This window comes from Jiella avicenniae, assembly GCF_021390325.1.
Lineage (GTDB): Bacteria > Pseudomonadota > Alphaproteobacteria > Rhizobiales > Rhizobiaceae > Jiella > Jiella avicenniae.
In genome coordinates this window covers 162917-179981 of record NZ_JAJUWU010000017.1, presented here as the reverse complement: position 1 = coordinate 179981, position 17065 = coordinate 162917, and the positions used below count along the sequence as shown (strand labels likewise).

Annotated in this window: 11 protein-coding genes, 1 tRNA gene and 1 pseudogene; 11 read left to right on the top strand and 2 right to left on the bottom strand. The window is 65.2% G+C overall.

Going from position 1 to position 17065, the window contains the following annotated elements:
- The first annotated feature begins 414 nt into the window (after positions 1–414).
- The 4 genes from gltB (at position 415) to LZD57_RS17035 (ending at position 8325) form a co-directional block, all read left to right on the top strand.
- Positions 415–5127 (top strand): glutamate synthase large subunit, encoded by a 4713-nt coding sequence (gltB, locus tag LZD57_RS17050; RefSeq protein WP_233720682.1) that lies wholly within the window; start codon positions 415–417, stop codon positions 5125–5127.
- 284 nt (positions 5128–5411) lie between these two features.
- Positions 5412–5501: transfer RNA gene (locus LZD57_RS17045), tRNA-Ser, on the top strand.
- An 812-nt stretch (positions 5502–6313) separates the two neighbouring features.
- A complete protein-coding gene (locus LZD57_RS17040) occupies positions 6314–6586 on the top strand; it encodes a hypothetical protein (RefSeq protein WP_233720681.1) in 273 nt (90 codons plus the stop codon).
- Positions 6587–6597: 11 nt separating this feature from the next.
- Complete coding sequence (locus tag LZD57_RS17035) at positions 6598–8325, top strand: methyl-accepting chemotaxis protein (RefSeq protein ID WP_233720680.1); 1728 nt, start codon at positions 6598–6600, stop codon at positions 8323–8325.
- A 344-nt stretch (positions 8326–8669) separates the two neighbouring features.
- Here the strand turns inward: LZD57_RS17035 and LZD57_RS17030 are convergent, their stop codons facing one another.
- The gene (locus tag LZD57_RS17030; protein WP_233720679.1) at positions 8670–8948 is read right to left on the bottom strand and encodes a type II toxin-antitoxin system TacA family antitoxin; all 279 of its coding nucleotides are present in this window, start codon (positions 8946–8948) and stop codon (positions 8670–8672) included.
- A 226-nt stretch (positions 8949–9174) separates the two neighbouring features.
- On the opposite strand from LZD57_RS17030, the pseudogene LZD57_RS24255 reads away from it, so the two are divergent.
- The 4 genes and pseudogenes from LZD57_RS24255 to LZD57_RS17015 all read left to right on the top strand — a co-directional run.
- Positions 9175–9270 (top strand): annotated as a pseudogene (locus LZD57_RS24255) (hypothetical protein); the annotation flags it as partial.
- A 187-nt stretch (positions 9271–9457) separates the two neighbouring features.
- Positions 9458–10861 (top strand): ABC transporter substrate-binding protein, encoded by a 1404-nt coding sequence (locus LZD57_RS17025; RefSeq protein WP_233720678.1) that lies wholly within the window; start codon positions 9458–9460, stop codon positions 10859–10861.
- A gap of 160 nt (positions 10862–11021) precedes the next feature.
- Positions 11022–11903: a carbohydrate ABC transporter permease gene (locus tag LZD57_RS17020; RefSeq protein ID WP_233720677.1), complete on the top strand. Its 882-nt coding sequence runs from the start codon at positions 11022–11024 to the stop codon at positions 11901–11903.
- Between the two features lie 3 nt (positions 11904–11906).
- The gene (locus LZD57_RS17015; RefSeq protein WP_233720676.1) at positions 11907–12794 is read left to right on the top strand and encodes a carbohydrate ABC transporter permease; all 888 of its coding nucleotides are present in this window, start codon (positions 11907–11909) and stop codon (positions 12792–12794) included.
- Between the two features lie 111 nt (positions 12795–12905).
- Here the strand turns inward: LZD57_RS17015 and LZD57_RS17010 are convergent, their stop codons facing one another.
- Positions 12906–13655: a GntR family transcriptional regulator gene (locus tag LZD57_RS17010; RefSeq protein WP_233720675.1), complete on the bottom strand. Its 750-nt coding sequence runs from the start codon at positions 13653–13655 to the stop codon at positions 12906–12908.
- Positions 13656–14059: 404 nt separating this feature from the next.
- On the opposite strand from LZD57_RS17010, the gene LZD57_RS17005 reads away from it, so the two are divergent.
- The 3 genes from LZD57_RS17005 to LZD57_RS16995 all read left to right on the top strand — a co-directional run bounded on the left by LZD57_RS17005 (position 14060) and on the right by LZD57_RS16995 (position 17058).
- The gene (locus LZD57_RS17005) at positions 14060–15163 is read left to right on the top strand and encodes an ABC transporter ATP-binding protein (protein WP_233720674.1); all 1104 of its coding nucleotides are present in this window, start codon (positions 14060–14062) and stop codon (positions 15161–15163) included.
- 108 nt (positions 15164–15271) lie between these two features.
- The gene (locus LZD57_RS17000) at positions 15272–16339 is read left to right on the top strand and encodes a Gfo/Idh/MocA family protein (RefSeq protein WP_233720673.1); all 1068 of its coding nucleotides are present in this window, start codon (positions 15272–15274) and stop codon (positions 16337–16339) included.
- A complete protein-coding gene (locus tag LZD57_RS16995; protein ID WP_233720672.1) occupies positions 16336–17058 on the top strand; it encodes a ThuA domain-containing protein in 723 nt (240 codons plus the stop codon). The genes LZD57_RS17000 and LZD57_RS16995 overlap by 4 nt, the downstream gene beginning before the upstream one ends.
- The last annotated feature ends 7 nt before the right edge of the window (positions 17059–17065 follow it).

Here is a 17065-nt window from a genome sequence, read left to right as displayed (position 1 = left end):
GCCTGGACTTTGGCAACGCTGGTTCGGCAATGGACAGGGACATGAGAGCGCTCCGCGAATCAAACCCCTTCATCGAATCAGATCAAAAGCAACCCGTCATCCGCTGTCATATGAATTCGGAGCCCTGTTCTGGAAACCGCCCATCTTGCTGCCGGCCTCGACATCTGCCATATTGAGCCAGATAGGACAGTAGTGCTGCCATAAATTGGCGCCATAAGATCGACGAACGGCGATGCTGCGCCGGCATGGCGCGGCAAGGGTCCTATCCTGACAGAGCCGAGCGTGGCAAAAGACGCGTTCGAAAGCAAAGATCCGGCAGTCCGGCTTCGCGGCAACCGCCCTGGAGCGACGGACTGCGGCGGGTCCAGTTCGCGCGGCCGCAGCTTGGCCGCGCACCGATGGGGAGATGACGCGATGACGAATGCGAAGCTTGTGCTGACGCCATCAGACGCCAAAGCCGTGGCCGGGGCGGCCGCGCCTCACCGGCTCGGCCTGCCGAAAAAGATCGGCCTCTACGATCCGCGGAACGAGCACGATGCCTGCGGCGTCGGCTTCATCGCCCATATGAAGAACGTCAAGTCTCATGCCATCGTCGAGAAGGGCATCGAGATCGTCCAGAACCTCACCCATCGCGGCGCCGTCGGCGCCGACCCGCTGATGGGCGACGGCGCGGGCATGCTGGTGCAGATTCCGCACCGGTTCTTCTGCGAGGAGATGGCGGCGCAGGGTGTGACTCTGCCCGAGCCGGGTGCCTACGGCGTCGGCCACATCTTCATGCCGCAGGAGGCGGAGCGGCGCGCCCATATCGAACAGGTGTTCGAGGAGGTGGTGCGCGAGGAAGGCCAGACCGTTCTCGGCTGGCGCGACGTGCCGGTGTCGAACGAGAGCCTGTCCAAGGCCCCCGAGATCGTCGCGACCGAGCCCGTCCACCGGCAGATCTTCATCGCCCGCTCGGCCTCGATTTCGAGCGAGGAAGAGTTCGAGCGCCGCCTCTACATCCTGCGCAAGGTGGTCTCGAACCGCATCCAGGCGGAAACGGGCGGCGAGGACATCGGCTTCTACGTCGTCTCGCTGTCGGCCTCGACCATCGTCTACAAGGGGATGTTCCTCTCCTACCAGCTCGGCGCCTATTACAAGGACCTCGCCGACGAGCGCTTCGAATCGGCGCTCGCCCTCGTCCACCAGCGCTTCTCCACCAACACGTTCCCGTCCTGGAAGCTCGCCCATCCCTACCGGATGGTCGCCCACAACGGCGAGATCAACACGCTGCGCGGCAACGTCAACTGGATGGCGGCGCGCCAGGCCTCGGTCGATTCCGAACTTCTCGGCAACGACATCTCCAAGCTCTGGCCGATCTCCTACGAGGGCCAGTCGGACACCGCCTGCTTCGACAACGCGCTCGAATTCCTCGTCCAGGGCGGCTATTCGCTGACCCATGCGATGATGATGCTGATCCCCGAGGCCTGGGCCGGCAACAAGCAGATGGCCCGCGAGACGCAGGCATTCTACGAGTACCACGCCGCGCTGATGGAGCCTTGGGACGGGCCGGCCGCCGTCGCCTTCACCGACGGCCGGCAGATCGGCGCGACGCTCGACCGCAACGGCCTGCGCCCCGCGCGCTACGTCGTGACCGACGACGATCTCGTCATCATGGCGTCGGAGGCGGGAACGCTCGCCATCGACGAGGCCAAGATCGTCAAGAAGTGGCGGCTGCAGCCGGGCCGCATGCTTCTGATCGACCTCGAAAAGGGCCGCATCGTCGGCGACGAGGAGATCAAGCACGAGATCGCCGGGGCGAACCCCTATCGCGACTGGCTGAAGAACACCCAGATCATCCTGGAGGACCTCAAGCCCGTGGCGCCCCGCGCCTCGCGCTCCGACGTCTCGCTTCTGGATCGTCAGCAGGCCTTCGGCTACACCATCGAGGACACCCGCACGCTGATGGCGCCGATGGCGACCACCGGACAGGAGGCGATCGGCTCGATGGGCACCGACACGCCGATCTCGGCGATGTCGCAGCAGTCGAAGCTGCTCTACACCTACTTCAAGCAGAACTTCGCCCAGGTCACCAACCCGCCGATCGATCCGATCCGCGAAGAGCTGGTGATGAGCCTCGTCTCCTTCATCGGGCCGCGGCCGAACATCTTCGATCTGGAAGGCTCCTCGCGCAAGAAGCGGCTCGAGGTGCGCCAGCCGATCCTCACCAACGGCGATCTGGAAAAGATCCGCAACATCGGCCACACCGAAGATCGCTTCGACACCAAGACCATCGACATGACCTATGCGGCCGAACAGGGCGCGGCGGGCATGGCGGGGGCGCTCGACCGGCTGTGCGAGCGGGCCGAGGCGGCGGTCGTCGGCGGCTACAACATCATCATCCTGTCCGATCGCCAGGTCGGGCCGGACCGGCTGCCGATCCCGGCGCTGCTCGCCTGCGCCGCCGTCCACCACCATCTGATCCGCAAGGGCCTCAGGACCGCCGCCGGCCTCGTCATCGAGAGCGGAGAGCCGCGCGAGGTGCATCACTTCGCCTGTCTCGCCGGCTACGGCGCCGAGGCGATCAACCCCTATCTCGCCTTCGACACGCTGCTCGAGATGCACCGCCGCGGCGATTTCCCGCCGGAGGTCGATCCGAGCGAGGTGGTCACCCGCTACATCAAGTCGATCGGCAAGGGCATCCTGAAGGTCATGTCCAAGATGGGCATCTCGACCTACCAGTCCTATTGCGGCGCCCAGATCTTCGACATCGTCGGGCTGAAGAGCGAATTCGTGAACCGCTATTTCACCGGCACGGCGACCACCATCGAAGGCGTCGGGCTGGAGGAGATCGCCCGCGAGAGCGCCGAGCGCCACCTCCTCGCCTTTTCCGACGATCCGGTGCTGCAGCGCTCGCTCGCCGTCGGCGGCGAATACGTCTACCGCATGCGCGGCGAGAGCCACCTGTGGTCGCCGGACGCCGTCGCGACGCTGCAGCATGCGGTGCGCAGCGGCTCGTTCGAGAAGTATCAGGACTATGCGAGGATGGTGAACGAGGCGGCGGTCGAGACCTCGACCATCCGCGGCCTCTTCCGCATCAAGTCGGCCGAGGAGGCCGGCCGCGCGCCGGTTCCGCTCGACGAGGTCGAGCCGGCCAAGGAGATCGTCAAGCGCTTCTGCACGGGCGCCATGTCCTTCGGCTCGATCTCGCGCGAGGCGCACACCACCCTCGCCCGCGCCATGAACGCCATCGGCGGCAAGTCGAACACCGGCGAAGGCGGCGAGGAATCCGACCGCTTCCTGCCGCTGCGCGACGGCTCGGCCAACCCCGAGCGCTCGGCGATCAAGCAGATCGCCTCCGGCCGGTTCGGCGTGACGACCGAGTATCTCGTCAATGCCGACATGCTGCAGATCAAGGTGGCGCAGGGTGCGAAGCCCGGCGAAGGCGGCCAGCTGCCCGGCCACAAGGTCGACGCGACCATCGCCAAGACCCGTCATTCGACGCCGGGCGTCGGGCTGATCTCGCCGCCGCCCCATCACGACATCTATTCGATCGAGGATCTCGCCCAGCTGATCTACGATCTGAAGAACGTCAACCCGGCCGCCGACGTCTCGGTCAAGCTCGTTTCCGAGGTCGGCTGCGGCACGGTCGCGGCGGGCGTCGCCAAGGCGCGGGCGGACCACATCATCATCGCCGGCTACGACGGCGGCACCGGCGCCTCGCCGCTGACCTCGATCAAGCACGCCGGCTCCCCCTGGGAGATGGGCCTTGCCGAGACCCAGCAGACGCTGGTGCTGAACGGGCTCCGCTCGCGCGTGTGCCTGCAGGTGGACGGCGGGCTCCGGACCGGCCGGGACGTCGTCGTCGGCGCGCTGCTCGGCGCCGACGAGTTCGGCTTCGCCACCGCGCCGCTGATCGCCGCCGGCTGCATCATGATGCGGAAGTGCCACCTCAACACCTGCCCGGTCGGCGTCGCGACGCAGGATCCGGTCCTCAGGAAGCGCTTCAAGGGCACGCCCGAGCACGTCATCAACTACTTCTTCTACGTCGCCGAGGAAGTTCGCCAGATCATGGCCGAACTCGGCGTCCGCCACCTCGCCGAGCTGATCGGCGAGACCCAGCTGCTCGACCGGCGCGAGCTGATCGATCACTGGAAGGCCAAGGGCCTCGACTTTTCGGGCGTCTTCTTCAAGCCGGACGGCGCGCCGGAAACCCTGCGCTGGACCGAGCGGCAGAAGCATCCGATCGACGACGTCCTCGACCGCAAGCTGATCGCGGAGGCCGAGCCGGCACTGAGCGCGCGGCAGAAGGTCGAGATCGAGACGAAGATCATCAATGTCGACCGTTCGGCCGGCGCCATGCTGTCGGGCGAGCTCGCCAAGCGCTTCGGCCTGAAGGGGCTGCGTGACGACACGATCACCGTGCGACTGACCGGCACAGCCGGCCAGAGCTTCGGCGCCTTCCTCGCCCGCGGCATCACCTTCGAGCTCACCGGCGAGGCCAACGACTATGTCGGCAAGGGCCTCTCCGGCGGCAAGCTGATCGTCAAGCCGATGCCCGGCTCGCGCATCGTGCCGGAGGAATCCATCATCGTCGGCAACACCGTTCTCTACGGCGCGATCTCCGGAGAATGCTATTTCCGGGGCGTCGCCGGCGAGCGCTTCGCCGTCCGCAACTCCGGCGCCGTCGCCGTCGTCGAGGGCGCCGGCGACCATGGCTGCGAATACATGACCGGCGGCGTCGTGGTCATTCTCGGCACGACGGGGCGCAACTTCGCCGCCGGCATGTCGGGCGGCGTCGCCTATGTCTACGACGAACTCGGCGACTTCGCCGAGCGCTGCAACATGGCGATGGTCGATCTGGAGCCCGTTCCCGAAGAGGACGACCTCCTGGAGAAGCTGCATCACCACGGCGGCGACCTGCAATACAAGGGCCGGGTGGACGTCTCCTCCGACATGACCCGCCATGACGACGAGCGGCTGTTCCAGCTGATCTCCAACCATTTCCACTACACCGGCTCCGGCCGGGCGAAGGAAATGCTCGATCACTGGGAGAGCTACCGCCCGCGCTTCGTCAAGGTGATGCCGGTCGAGTATCGCCGGGCGCTCCGCGAGATGGAGAAGATGCGCATGGGCGTCGCGGCGGAGTGAGGCCACTCCGCTGACATCGACGGGGAGGGACGCAGACGCGTCCCGGCCCTTCGGCATGGACGACGAGGGTTTGCGACGTCGATCGGCTTCGACGCGCAGAAAACGTGCCCCGGCTCCGCTTTAGGCTTGTCACGGGAAAGGTCCCTTTGATAAGAGACGCCTCGCGCCGGCGACGTCGACCCCGTTCCGGCGCAACGGATGGTCCCATGCTGCTGGCCGGGCCATCCCCTTCGGAGCCCGGAGCGTGCCGAGGATGGCCCGCTTTGGTTTTGGAAAGCCCCTTTGGAGAGGTGGCAGAGTGGTCGAATGCACCGCACTCGAAATGCGGCATACGTGCAAGCGTATCGGGGGTTCGAATCCCCCCCTCTCCGCCATAATTTCTGAGATACACCAGACCGTTAGGTTGAAATCCGATTGCCGCCAGAGGCGTCGCCGGAGAGGCTGATTTCGAGTGGCGAGCGATCTAGCCGCATCCTCGGCACGTCGGCCTTCATGACCTTCGCGAAGAGCGTTGCGCCGATCTGCGAAGCATGAAATCCATCGAGCGGTGACGGTGGGCGAGATTGCGCTCGGTACGACGTCGTTGGTGCTTTTCTCCTTGGCCCGGGATGCGTCCACGACTTCGGTGCTTTCACCGATGGGCGGTCTTTCCGACTGGCAGTTAGCTAAAAGGCACGGAGCTGGTGTGTCCGCCGGCAAGCGAATGTGACGGCCGCGGATGGGTCTGGCGCAGTTCGGCGCGTAGGAAGGGGGACCGAGACATCGCCTCGATCGAGAACGGCTCGACACTGACCGCTTCCGCCCCATTCGCAGTCCCGCAGTTCCTTCCGCGTCCCCACCAGATCGCAGCAAGGGACGCGATCGTGTCGGCGCGGTTGGGCGGACGACCCGGCTTTCTCCGGGGCGATCTGACCGGTCTTGGAAAGACGCTCTCGGCGTGGAGCGCCATGGCGGGATAGTCCTCGGCGCCGCGGTGCCGGCATCCCGAGACGTATAGATATGGAGGACTTATAGTTATGTCCGCAACAACCAGTAATCCTTCCCGACGTCCGCCGCAGCTTTAGTTTTTGTTGATCAACATCTGCTAGAAGCGAGGAAAATACCCTCGGCTGGTGTCAGTCCAATTCGCAGCTCAAGATTATTCTCTTCTTTGGTCAGCTCGCCGACCATCGCCTGGTGTTCGATGATGGGCGTCACTCTCGCGGGACTGATCGCGTCGCTTCCCGCCCCGGCATTCGGCCCGGGGAGCAGCGTTGCTGCGCTGTTCCCGCCGTGGTGGTCGCAGGAGCGGGTTCTAGCCGCGGCGACGCAGTCGGGTTCGCTGCTCGACGTCGGCGGCTGGTCGTCAGTAGTCGTCCTCGCTTTCACGGACAAGGCGCTGCCTGACAGGCTGCGCGAGTCCGGCGCGCTCATCGTGCTCGACGCGCGCGCCGTCGGCTGCTTCGCATCCCCCAAATAGGAACCAGTCAGATGGATGGCCTTCTTGATCTCGACCGGCACCGCAATCGCCTGACCGTTGCGCTCGCAGTCGCTCTCATAATCGCAGCGCCACTGACTTGCATACTGGATTGGTCGCTGGGACGATCGGGTCTCATGGCTGCGCTCGGCTCCTTCGTCTTCGGCGTCATGGGCTACGTCCTGTCTCGTCGCGAAGGTTCGGGCGCAAGCGCGCGAATGGTGATCGCGCTCGGTCTAGTGGCCGACATTTCTCTGGTCGTCGCGGCGCTCGACGGCAATTATCTGCAGGTCGACGCGCATATGACCTACTTCGCGGGTCTGGCCGTCATCGGCGCCCTGTTCGATTGGCGGGCAATAGCGGGCGCCGCAGCGGCGACGGCCGTGCAGCATACCGTCCTGAATTTCCTTCTGCCGGCCGCGATCTATCCCGGCGGGAGCGACCTGCTGCGGCTTGCGATCCACGCCACGATCCTCGTGGTCGAAGCCGGAACTCTGATGTGGCTTGCCGTCAAGGTCACGAAGATGTTCCAGGCGATATCGGACTCCAGCCAAGCGGCGCGCGAAGGCAAGGAGAAGGCAGAACGGGCCGGACTAACGGCGGCGCAGTTGCGCGAGCGCCAGATTGCCGACGAGGCGCGAAACGCTGCGGCCGAGCGTGAGAACACCAAGGCGCTCAAGTCCTTTGTGGACGATATCGAGATCGGCTTCCAACGCCTCTCGATCGGCGATCTGACGGTCCGTATGGAGCGGCCCGCTGCTCCCGCCTTCGAACCCATTCGAGCGCATTTCAACGACAGCGTCGGGAAGCTTGAAGCGGCAATCGGCCATGTGATTCGGACCATAGGCACTATCCGCGATGGGCTGGCCGAGATTACCACCGCCTCGAACGATCTGGCGAAGCGCACCGAGCAGCAGGCGGCCAGTCTGGAGGAGACCGTCGCAGCTCTTGGAGACGTATCCAGCACCGTCAACCAGACGGCAGAGGCGGCGTCCCATGCACAGGTCGTTGCAGCCAGCGCCCGGGATAAGGCAGAACGGGGCGGCGCGATCGTCGCCAAGGCGTTCGAGGCGATGAGCCGGATCGAGGCCTCGTCGAGCCAGATCGGCCAGATCATCGGGGTGATCGACGAGATCGCATTCCAGACGAACCTCCTCGCGCTCAATGCCGGCGTAGAGGCGGCACGGGCTGGCGAGGCGGGCAAGGGCTTCGCGGTGGTCGCGCAGGAGGTGCGGGGACTTGCTCAGCGCTCCGCCGAAGCGGCCAGGGAGATCAAGGGCCTGATCCAGGCGTCTGGCGAGCAGGTCGGGCGCGGCGTCGAACTCGTTACGGCATCCGGCCAATCGCTGCAGGAGATCGTCGCCGAAGTGTCCTCGATGACCGGGGTGGTCGCGGCGATCGCCGCCTCGGCGCGTGAGCAGGCGACGAGCCTGCGCGAGGTCTCGACGGCGGCGGACCAGATGGACAAGGTGACACAGCAGAACGCCGCGATGGTAGAGGAATCGACCGCCTCCGCTCAGATGCTGGCAAGAGAGACCGACAACCTCGCGGCCGCAATGGAAACGTTCAAGACGACGGCTGGCGCCGCAAAACCTGATGTCGCGGTTGCCGTTCCGTCTCTTCCGCGACACACGGGCTCGCGCGTGTCCGTCCGCATGCCGCAGCCGCGACCGACGGGGTCCAGCGGTGCCGCGCGAAGAGCTGCTCCGGCTCGAGCAAACGATAGCTGGGAGGAGTTCTGAACAGGAATGCCGATGATCGACGTGATCTGCGACCGACGGGATAATTCTGCCAGCGACGAGTGACGGCAAGCCGCCCGAGGAGCAGAAACGGGATGTCTTCGTAAAGGCCCGGCCTGGACGTCATCCGGCAGGTGATCGCGGCGGACCGAATGCGCGCTGATCGAGGAATAGCCGGTGATGGCGGGACCGTCAGCGAGGACGTAAATGCGCGTCAGGGTGGGTTTGAGGTCCTGGTTGGCGTAACGCTGGAGATAGAGATCGAGGGCCGGAACGCCGCAATCGCATGATCTGCGGTCGACGCCCTTCGGATCGAACGCGGCGAACTCCACCTGGGCGCTGCCCACTCAGCCTTGAATGTCGCGGAACTTCGCAGCCGCCTTCTTCATGCGCGGCGTCGGCGCTTCGGGCGCATCGAGCGCGCCGAAGAACGCCGTCCAGTCCTCGGCGGAGAAGCGCGTCCTCTGGTGCTCGGCGATGACCGCCTCCGCCTTCTCGCGGACGCTCTCCCGGATGAACTTGCTCTTGTCGAGCTCGAGATAGGCGCGTGCCGTATCCATCATGGACAGCGTCACCGCGTCCATGCGCACCTTGAGCATATCGCCCTTATCCGGCGTGTTCGTCATCGTTCGGGCCCTCGTCGCACCTGCCTCATCAATAACAACGCCCGTGAGCGTGGTCTACGGGGCGAAGAGGTGGCCCGTCTGGTCGCCGCCTGCGATACCGGCCGCATCGGCTGCATGAAGGCGCTCGTCATCGTCGCTGCCGGCTCGGGGATGCCCGCAAGGCCGCGGATGGCCTCCCCCATCGCCGGATCGCCGGGCAGGATGAAGGGCCGAAGTTTCACGGCATTTCGCCCTCGATCCTGATAGACGTCGTCTGTTGGCGGCGAACCGGCATTCCGGCTCCATCGTGGTCGTCGACAACGACACGGAAACGGGGCCCTGATGCGCAAGGGCATGATCGAAGGTGGCGACGACCCCGCCTGTCTCGTTTTCGGACCAAGTGGCGAATAACCGGATCGACGTCGAAGACCGGCATCAGGGTGCACCGTCGCGCGGTCGGTCGATGAGGTTGCGCTCGCGAAGGGCTAGCCAGACACGAAATAGGTCGCTATTCTTGCTGGAATTCCAGAATGCCAGAATGCATCGGCAGACTGGGCGATTGGGGTGCAACACCCCTTGGTGGGAGGAAAACGATGGTGAAAAGCACGTCTTGGAACGCGCCGAACCTGACCCGGCGGCATTTTTTGGGTGCCGCCACGATGGTGGGCGCCGGCGCCATGCTGCCTCGGTCCGTCTTCGCGCAGGCACAGCCCTGGGCCGAAGCGCCGAGCAGCAGTGTGGACCGGCTCAATATGGCGATGTGGACCTATGGCGACGTCTGGCCGACGGCGGCGAAGCAATTCGAGGCGGCGTGGGGCGTTCCGGTCGAGGTGATCTCGATCCCGTTCCCGGAGCTGCCGACCAAGATGATGAGCCTCTATGCGGCGGACGAGACCATCGACATCTCTCTGACCTCGCCGGCCACGATCGCGAACTGGCACGATCTGGGCCTCATCGAGCCCCTGGGGGACCTGCCGGGCGCGCAGGCCTATGTCGACGACATGGTGCCCACCGCTCGCGACAGCTGCTTCTTCGACGGCGAACTCGTCGCACTGCCGTTCATGGGCGCGGTCTGGGCCTGGAACTACAATTCCGAGCTGCTCGAAAAGGTGGGCGGCAAGCTGCCGACCAGCTATGACGAACTCGACGAGATCGCAGCCAAAGCCAAGGCCGACGGGATCTCGCAACATCCTTATGTGTGGTGTGCGATCAGCTCGGGCGAGCACATCACCTTCACGTGGTATTCGCTGACCTGGAACCGCGGCTCGGGCCTCTTCGACGCGTCCGGCGCGCCGCTTCTCGGCGAGGGGTCCGAGGCGCGCGAGACTCTGCGCTGGTGGGCCAAGACCTTCGCCGACGGGCTGTCCGACCCGAGCTCTCTGCAGCTGTCGATGGATGCCAGCGCCCGCGCCTTCGCCACCGGCGGGCACCTGTTCCGGGGCCCGACGCAGCACTACGGGCTTCGGGTCATCAACGATCCCGACCAGTCGCCGATCGCCGGCAAGGGCGTGCTGTGGGAAGGGCCGCTGGGGCCGCGGACGATCACGTCCTGGCACCTTGCCTATGTCTCCGCCAACACGCGCGATCGCGACTGGGCGTGGATGCTGTTGCAGCAGGTCGCGGGCAAGACCAAGTCGGGCGAATACGAGATGGCCAAGCAGGTCGCGAAGGCCGCCGGCTTCGGGCCTGGCTACAAGAGCCTCGTCGAAGGCGGATTCATCGAGGACGTATGGTCGTCATGGATGGACGTCTCGAAGTACAAGCAGCTTCAGGACAACGCCTCGAACTCGTTCGAAGTGGTCAATGCCTTCTACAAGCCGTGGTACCAGGAATGGAACCAGCGGGCGGAGATCGAGCTGCAGCGCACTTTGACCGGCGAGATCACGGCCGACCAATGCTGTGATAACCTGATCGCAGCGATCCCGTCGAACTGACCAGGCGGGCGGTTGGAGACAATCGGCGGTGCGGCCCTCTCCCGCACCGCCTACAGCGCCGGGCGCTGCAACGCCGTGACAAGTGCGGACTCCGTCTACGATGAACACGATTACCGAGAAAAATGCCGCCCGTCCTTCGGCGCGCAGCCGAGCGGACGAGATGTCCGTCGGATGGCTGGCGGTCGTCATGAACCTGCCGACGCTTCTGACGCTGCTCTGCGTCCTGGCCTATCCGATCATCTTCGCCGCCTTCCTCTCACTCCACACCGTCGGCCTGCGCGAGTTGAGGCGCGGCGAGCTGCCGTTCGTCGGGCTGGATAACTTCTGGTTCCTCTTCTCCGATCCGCTGTTCTGGACGTCGATGAAGAACACGATGATCCTGTCGGTCTTCTCGGTCACGGCGGAGATCGTGCTGGCGATCGGAATCGCCCTGTTGATCAACAGGAAGGGTCTTTGGACGAGCGTGGTCAGCCGTCTCTTGATCCTGCTCCCCTTCGCCGTGCCACCCATCGCGAACGGCCTGATCTGGACGTTCGTCTACGCCTATAACGGCGGTTTCCTGAACCGCGTGCTGATCTCGACCGGGCTCATCGATCTTCCGATCAACTGGCTGGGGAATGCCGACACCGCCATCTACGCGGTCGCGGTTCCTTATATCTGGCGCTCCCTGCCGTTCTGCGTGCTTTTGATCCACGCGGCGCTGCAAGGCATCAGCAAGGACTACTACGAGGCCGCATCCGTCGACGGCGCCACGTCCTGGAGCCAGTTCTGGGAGATCACCCTGCCGCTCCTGCGGCCCGTCATCGTCGTCCTCCTGATCCTGCGGACCGCCAGCGCCGTCGTCGTCTTCGACGAGGTCATCGCCCTGACGGCGGGCGGGCCCGGCAATTCGACCTGGGTCGCCGCCTGGTACAGCTACCGCAAGTCGTTCCAGCCGCCCTTCGACATCGGCGTCGGCGCGGCATCGGCCTATGTCCTCGCCATTCTCGTCGGCATCCTGGCGATCGTCTACATCAAGCTCATCTACAAGCCGGGAGTGTAGCGGATGAACCCCCTGGTGCGAACCGGCCTCACCGCGCTGAACGTCGTCACGATCCTGTTCGTCATGTTCCCGATCGTCGCGGCCGCCATCGCCTCGCTGCAATCGGAACTGGTTCTGAGCAGCGACCTGACCGCAATTCTTCCCGCGGAATACACGCTCGACAACTACCGCATCCTGTTCGGCGGCACCGACGAGGCGAACCGGGCCGGCACGATCTATGCCAACGTCGCCTACCTGCCCGATGCGATCCGTTATTTCGACCGGGCGCTGCTCAACAGCCTGATCATCTCGTCCTCCGTCACCGCCCTGACGATCTCGTTCTCGGCCCTGTCCGCCTACACGGTCGCCCGGCTGCGTCTGCGGTGGCTGCTCGTTCTTCTCGCATGCAACGTGTTCGCGCGCTTCGTACCCCTGGTGGTGCTGGTCATTCCGCTCTACGTCATCTTTCGCGACATCGGGCTGACGAACTCGCTCCTCGGCATCATCATCGCGCAGACCGGCTTCCTGCTGCCGTTCGGCGTCCTCATCCTGTCGCCCTACTTCGCCGACATCCCGCGCGACATCGAGGAGGCCGCCCGGATCGACGGCTGCAGCCGCTTCGGCAGCTTCCTCAAGATCACCTTGCCGCTGTCCGGTCCGATCCTGGTGTCGCTGGGGACGATCATCTTCATCGCGTCGTGGAACGATCTGCTGATTCCGCTGATCCTCAGCAGCAAGCAGGAGTTTATGACGGTGCCGGCGATCCTGGTCTCGCTCATCGGGGACAACGCCGTGTTCTTGGGCCTTCTGTGCGCCTGCTGCCTCGTCGCGCTGCTGCCGACCGTCCTCATGGTGCTGATGCTGCAGAGATACGTGGTCTCGGGCCTTACGGCGGGGGCGGTCAAGGCTTGATGCGTCGGGCGGCTCGGCATGACGCGGTGTCGTGGCCTGGCTGCGGGCTCGACCCGCGGCTGGTCTCGGCGCGACCATCGTGGATCGCGATCTGCCAGCGGCCGGTCGCGGTCAGCGGGCCGCCTGCTGGCGATCCTCGATCGAGCGATACATGCGCATCAGCTTTCCCTTGAGCGCGCCGTGATCGAATTCGTCGATGCCGAGCGCGTGCTCACCCGCCCGGGCCAGGAAGCCGGATCGAGCCGCCTCGACATGGTCGTGGACGGCGGTGGCGATCCGACCGACTTCGCCGCTGCGGATCGCATCCAGAATCACGTCATGCTCGGCGATGGCGCCCTCCCGGAAATAGGCCCCGAACCGGGCGAACTGCGCCATCATGATCCGGGTCGTGATCTGATTGTAGACCTCGCTCAGCTGAGCGCCGGGCGAATTGGACAGAAGCCGCAGGTGGAAATCCCTGTCCGCATGCGACATCGCGATGTAGGTGTCGAGGTCCGGGCTCTTCGATGCGGCGACCGCCTTGAACCGGCCGTTCGCTTCCTCCAGCGCGGCGACGTAGCCGGCGTCGAGCCGACCGACGGCATAAGCGGTGCCGTAGAGTTCCAGCATGTCACGCAGGTCGTACAACTCCAGCACGTCGGCAATGCTGGGCGCGGCGACGAAAGGCCCCGCGCCGGGCTTGAACTCGACCAGCCCCTCTCCCGAAAGCCGCTCGAGCGCCCGCTCGATCGGCGTGCGGCTGATGGACAGCGTCTCCGCCAACACCTTGGATCGAAGCCGATCGCCCGGACGAAATTTCTGGGTCAGGATCGCGTGAAGGATCGCATCGTAGGCGCTGTCGATGAAGGTCGTCTTCGTCAAAGGCTTCGAGTCCAGGGCTGGCTCCTTTTCCGCGCTGCAAACAATCCGAACCGGGCCGGACCCCTGACCACCGTCCGAAGGCCGTGGGCTGCGAGGATCAGTACGTCCGCGACGAACAGATTGACAAGCGGATAACCACGGTCAATATGTGCATTCTGGAATTCCAAAATTCCAACTGAGTTCGGGGCCACACCTCATGACGGCAAATGCTCGCTCCAGCGGCAGGAAAAGCACCGTGGCTGGCAGGAACGCGGCGCGGACCGGATCGTCGGAACATTCCGGTGGGGTCCGTGTCCGTCGACGGGGCCCGATCGGCTCGTCCAAGGCGATGCCCGCCTTTGCCAACGCGGCGGGTCGTTGCCCGTGAGCGCCCGATGCACCCGGTATGAATCAGCGGAGCGGTAATGGCTTCACTCACTTGCGAGCGCCTGTCGAAATCCTACGGTGCTTTCCGCGCGGTCAAGGAATTGCAGCTCGACATTCCCGACGGGGAGTTCCTCGTCATCGTCGGTCCTTCGGGCTGCGGGAAATCGACCGCACTCCGCTGCATTGCGGGTCTCGAAACCGTAACCTCGGGACGGCTCCTCATCGGCGAGGACGACGTCACCACGACGGCCCCGCGCAACCGCGACATCGCGATGGTTTTCCAGAGCTATGCGCTCTACCCGCACATGGACGTGCGTCAGAACCTCGCTTTCGGCCTGCGGCATCAGGGCGTGCCGAAGAACCAGATCGACGCCAAGATCACCGAGGTCGCACGGATCCTCGAACTGGGCAGCATGCTGGACCGCCGTCCGCGCGAGTTGTCGGGCGGCCAGCGCCAGCGTGTCGCGCTCGGACGAGCCATCGTTCGCCAGCCGCGCGTCTTCCTGATGGACGAGCCGCTGTCGAACCTCGACGCCAAGCTGCGCGTGCAAACCCGCGCCGAACTCGTGGCGCTGCAGAACGAGTTGGGCACCACGACGATCTACGTCACCCACGATCAGGTCGAGGCGATGACGATGGGGCACCGGATCGCGATCCTCGATGCCGGAAAGTTGCAGCAGCTGGGAACGCCGCAGGAAATCTACGACAAGCCTGCGAACCGCTTCGTGGCGACCTTCATCGGCAGTCCCGCGACGAACGTCCTGAGGGTGCGGGCGGAGCGGTCGAACGGCCGCATGGTCGCCCGGCAACCGGGCATCGAACTGGACTTCGGCGCGTCGCCGCCACCCTGGCTCGCAGAGGGCGGGGACCGGGACTACGACATCGGCATCCGACCAGAGCAGCTTTTCGTCGGCGGAGAGGCCGGAGAGCCTCTGACCGGCGACATCAGGGTCAGCCTCGTCGAACCGCTCGGGCCGGAGAAGCTGGTCCATTTCGTGACGCAGGGCGGCCAGACGCTGGTGACGAAGGTCCCCACGGCCACCCCCATTGCCGCCGGCGACCGGCCGAACCTGCGCTTCGACCCGGCGGCGGTGCACGCCTTCGATCCGAACACCGGAGCGAACCTGTCGCTCCGGCATTAGGCAGCGCCGCGGCGCGCAAGCCTTTCGAAAGGCCGCCGCGAAGTCTCCCAGGCGTCCATCCCACCCGTCCACCGGGACGGATCGCCAGATCGAGAAAGGAAAGACCCGATGAGTGAGAAGATCCGCGTGGCGCTCTTGAGCTTCTGGCATAGCCACGCCATCCGCAGCGACGAGGTCAGGTTCAAGGGGAAAGGCATCTACGGCGAGGTCAAGGACCATCCGGAGGTCGAGATCGTGACCTCCTGGGACGACGACGCCACGCGCGGACGGAAGGGTGCCGACGAATTGGGCGTCCCCTTCGATCCGGATCTGGAATCGGTCCTGTCGCGGGAAGACGTCGACGGCGTCGTGATCATCAACGAAACGACCAGGCACGCCGAACTCGCCATCGCCGCCGCCAGACACAAGAAGCACATCTACATCACCAAGGTCCTGTCCCCTACCTTCTCGGAGGCGCAGGAGGTCATCCGGGCGTGCGACGACGCCGGGATCGTGATCGTGACCATGCTGAGCCGCCTCTCCATGCCCTGGGCGCAGAAGATTCGCGATCTGATCGCGGACGGGACGATCGGGAAGCTGATCTCCTTGCGGATCTGGCATGCCCACGGCCTCGCGACGAAATACTCCGAGGCGGACGGTGCCGGCTATCTGCCCGACGGGCATGGGTTCCTGACCGAGCGTGACGGCGGCGGCGGGGCCTATGTGGACATGTGTCACCCGCAGTACCTCGCGCCCTACCTCCTGGGCGGCGCCCCGGACAGCGTGTTCGGACGCAAGTCGTCCGCTTCCGGGCGAGGCGACGTGGAAGACAACGCGGTCGTCCTGCTGGACTATCCCGGCGGGCCCTACGTGATCCTGGAAGAGGGCTGGGCCTCGGCGCCGCAGACGACCTTCGTCGAGGTGCAGGGCACGGACGGCACCATCCTCTACGTCGACGACAAGGCGGATCCGGGCCGCAACGTCTTCGGCGTGCGCAGCGGGGATGCGGCAACGTTCAGCGCGGTCGATCCGGGTCCCGCGACCGGGACGCCGCTGGACGAATGGATCGGGCACATCCGCAACGGAACCCGCCCCGACGAGAACATCGAGAGGACGTTGCTCCTGTCGAAGATGAACGAGGCGGCTTACCGCTCGTTCGAGAGCCACGTGCCGGTGCGTCTCGAGGCCATTTCATGATCCGCGTGACCATCTGGAACGAATTCCGCGACGAGAAGGTCGAGGCGGAAGCGGCCGAGCTCTATCCCGACGGGATGCATCCGGTGCTCGCGTCGATCTTCGCCGGAGACGAGCGCTTCTCGGTCCGGACGGCGACGCTGGACGAGCCGGAGGCAGGCCTCGGCGGATCCGTCCTCGACGAAACGGACGTGCTCTTGTGGTGGGGCCACAAGCATCATGACGAAGTGCCCGACGAGCTGGCGCGTCGCGTCCAGTCGAGGGTCCTCGAGGGCATGGGGCTGATCGCGCTGCACTCGGCGCATTTCTCGAAACCGTTCAAGCTCTTGATGGGGACGCATTGCTCGCTCCGCTGGCGCCGCATCGGCGAGCGGGAGCGCGTCTGGAACCTCGCGCCGTCGCATCCGATCACGGCGGGCATCGGCGACTATTTCGAACTCGACGCGTCCGAGATGTACGGCGAGCGCTTCGACATCCCCGAACCGGACCAGACGATCTTCATATCCTGGTTCGCCGGCGGCGAGGTCTTCCGCTCGGGCTGCGCGTGGCAGCGGGGAAACGGACGCGTCTTCTACTTCAGCCCCGGCGATCAGGCCTATCCGATCTACTACGACGAGACCGTTCGGCGGGTGATCCTGAACGCGAGCGAATGGTGCGCGGCGCGCGTGCGCATCCCGTTCGCCGTGCCGAACATCAAGGATCCGATCGAGCCGGTGACGTGAGGCAAGT